Here is a 5,943-nt window from a genome sequence, read left to right as displayed (position 1 = left end):
AAACATTGCCGATCATATGACGCAGGTTCATCGTCATTTGATTAATCGCGCGGCTTAGATCGCCAAATTCATCATGACTGCGGGTCGATAAATCCTCTACTTCGAGATTTTTATGGGCTACCTGATTCACATGCTCGGTCATTTTCGTTACCTTTCTCGAAATACGATTGCTGAAAAGGAGAGCAATGATCGCGGACAGAAGAAGCAGGACGGCTACAATTCCCCCGCCCATCAACATGTCGCGCTCCATCTTCTGATTATACTCATCTTCCTTTTGAGCGGTCAGGGCATCAATTTCATCTGTATAATTGCCGGTACTGACAATGTAATTCCACGGCTCAAATAACTCTGAATAGGCGCGCTTAGCAACCAGATCCTCTTCTCCCGGCTTCTCCCACATGTATTCCGAATAGCCGCCACTCTCGCCCTCTGTGGCAGCAGAAACAATATTCTGAACCAAATAGGTGCCTTCCGGGTCCTGAATGTCCAGACGGTTACTGCCTTCCTTCTCCGGTGACATCGGGTGCGCGATGAGCTCTCCATCAATACCGTCAATCCAGAAATAGCCTTCATCCCCGTAGCGCAGCTCCTTCACGAGCTTCCTGCCTAATTCCTTCGCTTCAGGCTCTGACATTTCTCCCAGTTTGTACTGGCTATAGGCGGATTGCAGCAAAGACATAGCCGTATTCACTTCATTTTTAATCCGTAAATCGAAAGCTTCTAATAAATTCGTCTCGTAACTCTCCACCTGTTCCTGATTATGCTGGTAGTTTGTGTACAGATTGTAAGATCCCATCCCTGCGAAAGCCAGAAATAGGACGCCTCCGAAGGCCAGCAGCATTTTGTACTTGAATTTCTTCATCTCGTTTTCCCCCTATGTACGTTCCCTCTTCTCTTTCTATATCGGCTTTTTTTACCAGACCTTTTATACCTCTTATATAATTGAATAAATGATTTTCTAAAAAAAGGAAAACAAGAGTAGTGCGGCGAAGAATTATAGGGGAAGTAGATGAAGAGAGGATAACAACCTGTTGAAACCACTCTGAAGAGACCCGTGGAAATAAGTTTTCAAGAAGAAGGAGAAAAAGAACATGGTCAATCGAATTTACACAGGTATTTCGTTTCTATTTTTAGCAGCCTTCCTGTTTGCCGCCCTGTTTATTTGTGCAGCGATCGGGGGCATTGGATCAGACACGTGGGGCAGAGAGGAATTTCTCAGGTATATGTTTGTCTATACTCCAAGCGGCCTTCTCATAGGAGGGATCGCGGCTTTGTTGGCAGGTATCAGTTTATTTGTGTGGGAATTGAGGGTGTATACGAACAAACGCGAGTCCTAGGACTCTTGTTTTATTAAGAAAAATAAAAAGAGAAACGCTCAGTTCAGCGTTTCCCGGGATATGTTAAGATCATTATACTTGCTTCAACTCGCCTCTTGCGACCATGAGCACCGTGCGTTGATCCGGAATCAAATCAACCGCTGCGGTTCCTTTATACGTCTGTCCCTCAGCTCCAATTATGCGCAGTTGAAGATGCTTTTTTTCTTTTTGGAGATCAGCAAAAAAACTGACATCCTGTACCTTGTTTAAACTGACGGTCCAGTTCACAAGTGGTCCTACATCATCAATCAGTAATAAACCTTTAGAAAACTCCACTTCGTTGTGATCTTCATTATATAATACCTTTTTTACTGTCACATTTTTCATCCAGTGTGTCCCCCTCTCCCCACTATTCAACAAAAGAAGACGGGGTTCCTGCCTGTTTATTCTCCCAATTGCTTAATCTGGTCAATAACCTCTGTAATTTCTCTCAATGACTGGAAAATTTCCGTATTCTCAATCACCGAGGCGTCCAGCTTACCATTCTCCATATTATCTAAATACATCTGAATGCCCTCGAGAGCCTGATTGTTTCGTTCCACCACTTGCTGGTGCAGATCCGCTCCTGCCTGCGGCGCTTCAAGCTCATTAAATTCTTCAATATTCGCTTTCATCTCTTCCAGACGCGTTTCTAATTCATTTGCCGCCTGCTGATCCATGACAGCTTGTTCAGCAAGGGAAGGAACTTCACTCGTAAACGTACTAACTTCATTCGCGTACTCCGTTGCTTCATTGACATAATTCAAAGAGTTATTCACCCCTTCAAGGAACGAACACCCGCTCAGAAATAACATGACCACAATGAAAAAACATCCATACATCTTTTTCAACTGGACCCCTCCTCCTTCCATTGTATGCCCAAAATAGATATACAATTGCTATTTATACGAGCAGGCGCGTTGCAGAGTTTCAATAAACGGGAGACTTATGTAAATAAAATCCCCAAAGCTTGAGAACTTTGAGGTACTCCCCGTTTCTATATAGAAGCTCCTAAATCATGAACGCCTTGAAACCAAATAATTCATTCCATTCCTTCATACATTAGATAGGGACAAGACATATGGAAGAGGAGAATATAAATGAGTGACTTTCACCTGTTCGTTCTAGTCGCCTTACTGTTAACCGTTATCAGCTCATTCCGTTTAGCGGGAAAATGGTGTCACTTTTTATCTCACAGCCAGCGCATGGTCATGTCCATGTTCTCAGGAACCACGATTGGGCTCACAGTTGGATTAATGGCAAGCTCTATTTTGCCAGGCAGTTTCTATACCTCAAGTCTATTAGGATTTTTTGGCGGTGCTACTTTGGCAGCGGTAAGTGCGGGGAAGTTAGGGACCGTCTCTTTGATGGAAGGTCTCACAGCTGGACTGATGGGAGGAATGATGGGAGCCATGTTAGGAGAAATGGTTTCCTATACGGAAGCTGTTATTTTTCTTAAGCTTTTGATTACCCTTTCCATCAGCTCGCTCCTGTTATATCCGGTATTCTTTCATGCTTCTTTACGGGAAGATTCGATTCCATCAAAAAAGTGGCTGATTAAGCCTTTCGTTATTTTCTTAGCAGCCTTGTTCTTTCTACTAGGAGGAAGTTTATTGGACTCAGCTCCTGCAAGTGAGCATCCCACTCATCAAGCGCATTAAAAACCCATGCACGTATACTTTTGTGTATGGGTTTCCATTTCTGTTTACTTTCCTCACTGGAAAGTCACTTGCATTATTTTGTTTGTCCCTCTTCAATAATCTGCTCCCAGGATTCCCCACTATCAGAAGTCGTATAACTGCTTCCTTTAATCGTGAAAATGGACAAGGTGTCCTTCTTTTCTGGATTTTTGGCGATATACATAACCCCATCTTCTTTCATTTCAGGAAGCCCAATCTCCTCTTTGGATTGATCTTCCCATTTATAGACGGACAAAAAAGGAGTTCCGGTATAAAGACCGTAATATAAGCGATTCTTTGTAAAATGTAGACCGCTTCCCTGTCCTTCCTCTGAAATCCTGCTGAAGGTTTCCCCTCCATCTTCACTTAAATAAATTCCGGAAGCCGTAGCCAGCGCCACCCTATTTTCATCATCAGGATGAACGGCAATTTGAAAGATCTTCTCGCCTGAATTCTCGGCAGCTATCTTCTCCCAGCTCTCTCCGTCATCAAGGCTTCTATACAAACCCTGCTCCATTTCTGAATTTGCATGTTCATTAAACACATAAACGGCATGATTTCTGGCTCCTACTCCCATCGCATGAAAATCACTTTCTCCCTCAAATCCAAGGGCAGATAAGCCTTCTTCCATCACTTTACCTTTTTGAAGACCAATTGGATTCGGAAGATCACTTTCTTCTCCCGGGTGACCCGAGGTATAAAACCCATCATCGACTACATTAAAGCCCATGTAATCATTTTTGTGATGGATGGATTCGAGCCACTCCCCGCCTTTATGTAATTTGATTCCAGAATGAGCGGCGTACGCGAGAGTATTCTCTTCCACATAGCCCATACCATGTACGTGCTCGAGACTTCCATCAAAGGAAGCCGTACTCTTCTCAACGGATTCTTTTTGCTCTGAACTTTCTTTTGATGCTTCATTCTGATTAGAATCGCTGCTGCACGCGGCGAAGATAAACATAGATATAAACATTATAATCCCAATTTTTATCTTCATGTATGACACTCCTTAAAAAGTTCCTATTACTCTAGCAAAAAGATATCGATAATTGGTTAGAAAGCATTAAATAAAACGATGAGAATCGGTCTCATGAAAAAAGCCTAAAGATCTTTCATCTTCAGACTTTTCCTCATTCTTATGAAACAACGTCATAACCCTGGTCTTCTATGGCATCTGCCATAGCTTCTCTACTCACTTCTTTGCTCGTAGAAACCTCGACGTTTCCCGTAGTCAAATCAACTTGAACTTCTTCAACACCATCTAATTCCTTCAAAGCGCCGGTAACAGCTTTTTCGCAATGTTCACATGTCATACCTTCGACTTTAATCGTAGTTTGCATGATGATTCATCCTTTCACAGGGTTAGTATAGATTCACATCCAACTGAACCTCACGATTATTAGACAATCTTTCTTTTTCAAATATACCCCTATTAGGTATTTTGGGTCAACCGTTAGACGTGAAAATTTGAATAAATCATAAAATGAGACCCGTTTAAATATATGGGAAAAAGACTTTATGACGGTGGTCTATGAAGGAAGCAGAAAGCCTTGCCTTAGAAAGAATAACAGGAAAATGAAACGCTTTTCCTTAAAGATTCGTAATCCTGCTATCAAGAAGTAACTTGGAATATAAAGGAGCTGAATGCTGTGAGTAAACAGCGGAAAAGCAAACTCATAAGAGAGATATCTTAGATCTATTCTTCACATGGATCCCCGAGCTGATCTTTTTACCCGTTCGACTCCTTAAGTGGCTGGGCGAAGGTCTCATGCGAATCGTCAGTAAGCTCTTGGACGCCATCTAAATCTATCAACGTCCTTCCAAATTGGAAAAACGTTTGGTGATTAGTTCGCTTCTTTAGAACCGGAAATTGTAAGTAGACTCATCTGGCTCTGATTCCAGAACCGGACTGGAGCGATACTTGTTCCCAGCCCGCTATCAATATATAGCGTTGAACCGGAATCTACCTGATAGACTCCTTTCGTTAGATCCGGAAATAAGCCCTGATCTGGAGCCACTACCGCTCCAATGAATGGGAAACGAACCTGTCCGCCGTGCGTATGGCCGCTCAAAACCAAGTCGGCTGGAATGTCGTCGTACTTTGTAACGACGTTTGGAGAATGAGAGAGAAAAATCGTATAAGCGTTGTTGTCGATCCCCTCAAATGCTTGTTTCATATTTTCATGATCTGTGGAACTGTCTGCGATCCCGGTGATATTGATCGTAGTATTTTTCCGCTGGAATGTACTATTAGTATTGTCCATCATCGTAATGTTTCTTTCCCGAAGCCCCTGGAACAATTCTTCTGTCTTCTCGTTTTCCCATTCATGATTGCCCGATACATAATAAACATCTGTCTGGATAGCTTTTAATTTCTCTGCCAGGTTAAAAACCTGCTGTAACTTCTCGGTACTACGGTCGACCAAATCTCCGGTAATGACGATCAGATCAGGGTTCAATTCTTCAGCTGTACGAACCAGTTTTTCATTTTCGTCTCCGAACATCTTATTATGTAAGTCGGTAATTTGTAATATTTCAAGTTCCTCGCCCGCGGGAAGCTCGCTGCTTTCAAAGTTTACGTGATTAACTTTAAATACATTGGTGTCGTAGACCGCTTTTCCAATAGAGGCAGCGCCTAGTAGGATCATCAATGCTAAGAAACCCAGTCGTATTTTCATAGGGCACCTCCTTACTCTGTTATGATTCTCTCATACATCAGACGACCGTTCCTCCTAAATGTTTCAAAAAATAAGAAATTCACACTAATTCTTTTGATTTACAAATTGGCAGGATCATCAAATATTCAAGGTTTTTTCAAATAGGTTCACGCTTCTGTATAAACTGAGCCGCTGCTTTTGTTCGGAAAAAATGATATTCTGCCCTTTCACTGCAGGAAACATCGAAAG

The 5,943-nt window shown here is 42.4% G+C and carries 8 protein-coding genes; 2 read left to right on the top strand and 6 right to left on the bottom strand.

Features of this window, described 5'->3' with window-relative positions; genetic code table 11:
- Window positions 1–862: cache domain-containing protein (locus WAM07_RS12875; RefSeq protein WP_422167431.1), on the bottom strand; the 862-nt coding region annotated here is incomplete at its 3' end.
- A 229-nt stretch (window positions 863–1,091) separates the two neighbouring features.
- Here WAM07_RS12875 and WAM07_RS12870 point away from each other — a divergent pair.
- Entirely contained in the window at window positions 1,092–1,337 is a 246-nt protein-coding gene (locus tag WAM07_RS12870) for a hypothetical protein (RefSeq protein ID WP_422167429.1), read from the top strand.
- A 72-nt stretch (window positions 1,338–1,409) separates the two neighbouring features.
- Here the strand turns inward: WAM07_RS12870 and WAM07_RS12865 are convergent, their stop codons facing one another.
- Entirely contained in the window at window positions 1,410–1,703 is a 294-nt protein-coding gene (locus WAM07_RS12865; RefSeq protein WP_422167427.1) for a hypothetical protein, read from the bottom strand.
- A gap of 56 nt (window positions 1,704–1,759) precedes the next feature.
- The gene (locus tag WAM07_RS12860) at window positions 1,760–2,197 is read right to left on the bottom strand and encodes a DUF6376 family protein (RefSeq protein WP_422167433.1); all 438 of its coding nucleotides are present in this window, start codon (window positions 2,195–2,197) and stop codon (window positions 1,760–1,762) included.
- 258 nt (window positions 2,198–2,455) lie between these two features.
- On the opposite strand from WAM07_RS12860, the gene WAM07_RS12855 reads away from it, so the two are divergent.
- Window positions 2,456–3,016 carry a hypothetical protein gene (locus tag WAM07_RS12855; protein ID WP_422167425.1) on the top strand — a complete coding sequence of 187 codons (561 nt, stop codon included), beginning with the start codon at window positions 2,456–2,458 and terminating at the stop codon, window positions 3,014–3,016.
- A gap of 73 nt (window positions 3,017–3,089) precedes the next feature.
- Here the strand turns inward: WAM07_RS12855 and WAM07_RS12850 are convergent, their stop codons facing one another.
- From WAM07_RS12850 to WAM07_RS12840, 3 genes are all read right to left on the bottom strand, one after another.
- On the bottom strand, window positions 3,090–4,034 hold the full coding sequence (locus WAM07_RS12850; RefSeq protein ID WP_422167423.1) for a F510_1955 family glycosylhydrolase: 945 nt from the start codon (window positions 4,032–4,034) through the stop codon (window positions 3,090–3,092).
- 139 nt (window positions 4,035–4,173) lie between these two features.
- Window positions 4,174–4,377 (bottom strand): copper chaperone CopZ, encoded by a 204-nt coding sequence (gene copZ, locus WAM07_RS12845; RefSeq protein ID WP_422167421.1) that lies wholly within the window; start codon window positions 4,375–4,377, stop codon window positions 4,174–4,176.
- A gap of 504 nt (window positions 4,378–4,881) precedes the next feature.
- Window positions 4,882–5,715, bottom strand: coding sequence for a metallophosphoesterase (locus WAM07_RS12840; protein ID WP_422167420.1), 834 nt, complete (start codon window positions 5,713–5,715; stop codon window positions 4,882–4,884).
- Window positions 5,716–5,943 lie beyond the last annotated feature (228 nt).

Source organism: Halobacillus sp., from assembly GCF_049282395.1.
In the GTDB taxonomy this organism is placed as follows: Bacteria; Bacillota; Bacilli; order Bacillales; family Halobacillaceae; genus Halobacillus.
The sequence above is the reverse complement of the archived record's forward strand: the minus strand, read 5'-3'. Positions and strand labels throughout refer to the sequence as shown.

Coding starts and splice junctions, on each gene's coding strand:
- WAM07_RS12870 (WP_422167429.1), top strand. CDS start 1,092: ATGGTCAATCGAATTTACACAGGTATTTCGTTTCTATTTTTAGCAGCC.
- WAM07_RS12865 (WP_422167427.1), bottom strand. CDS start 1,703: ATGAAAAATGTGACAGTAAAAAAGGTATTATATAATGAAGATCACAAC.
- WAM07_RS12860 (WP_422167433.1), bottom strand. CDS start 2,197: ATGTATGGATGTTTTTTCATTGTGGTCATGTTATTTCTGAGCGGGTGT.
- WAM07_RS12855 (WP_422167425.1), top strand. CDS start 2,456: ATGAGTGACTTTCACCTGTTCGTTCTAGTCGCCTTACTGTTAACCGTT.
- WAM07_RS12850 (WP_422167423.1), bottom strand. CDS start 4,034: ATGAAGATAAAAATTGGGATTATAATGTTTATATCTATGTTTATCTTC.
- copZ (WP_422167421.1), bottom strand. CDS start 4,377: ATGCAAACTACGATTAAAGTCGAAGGTATGACATGTGAACATTGCGAA.
- WAM07_RS12840 (WP_422167420.1), bottom strand. CDS start 5,715: ATGAAAATACGACTGGGTTTCTTAGCATTGATGATCCTACTAGGCGCT.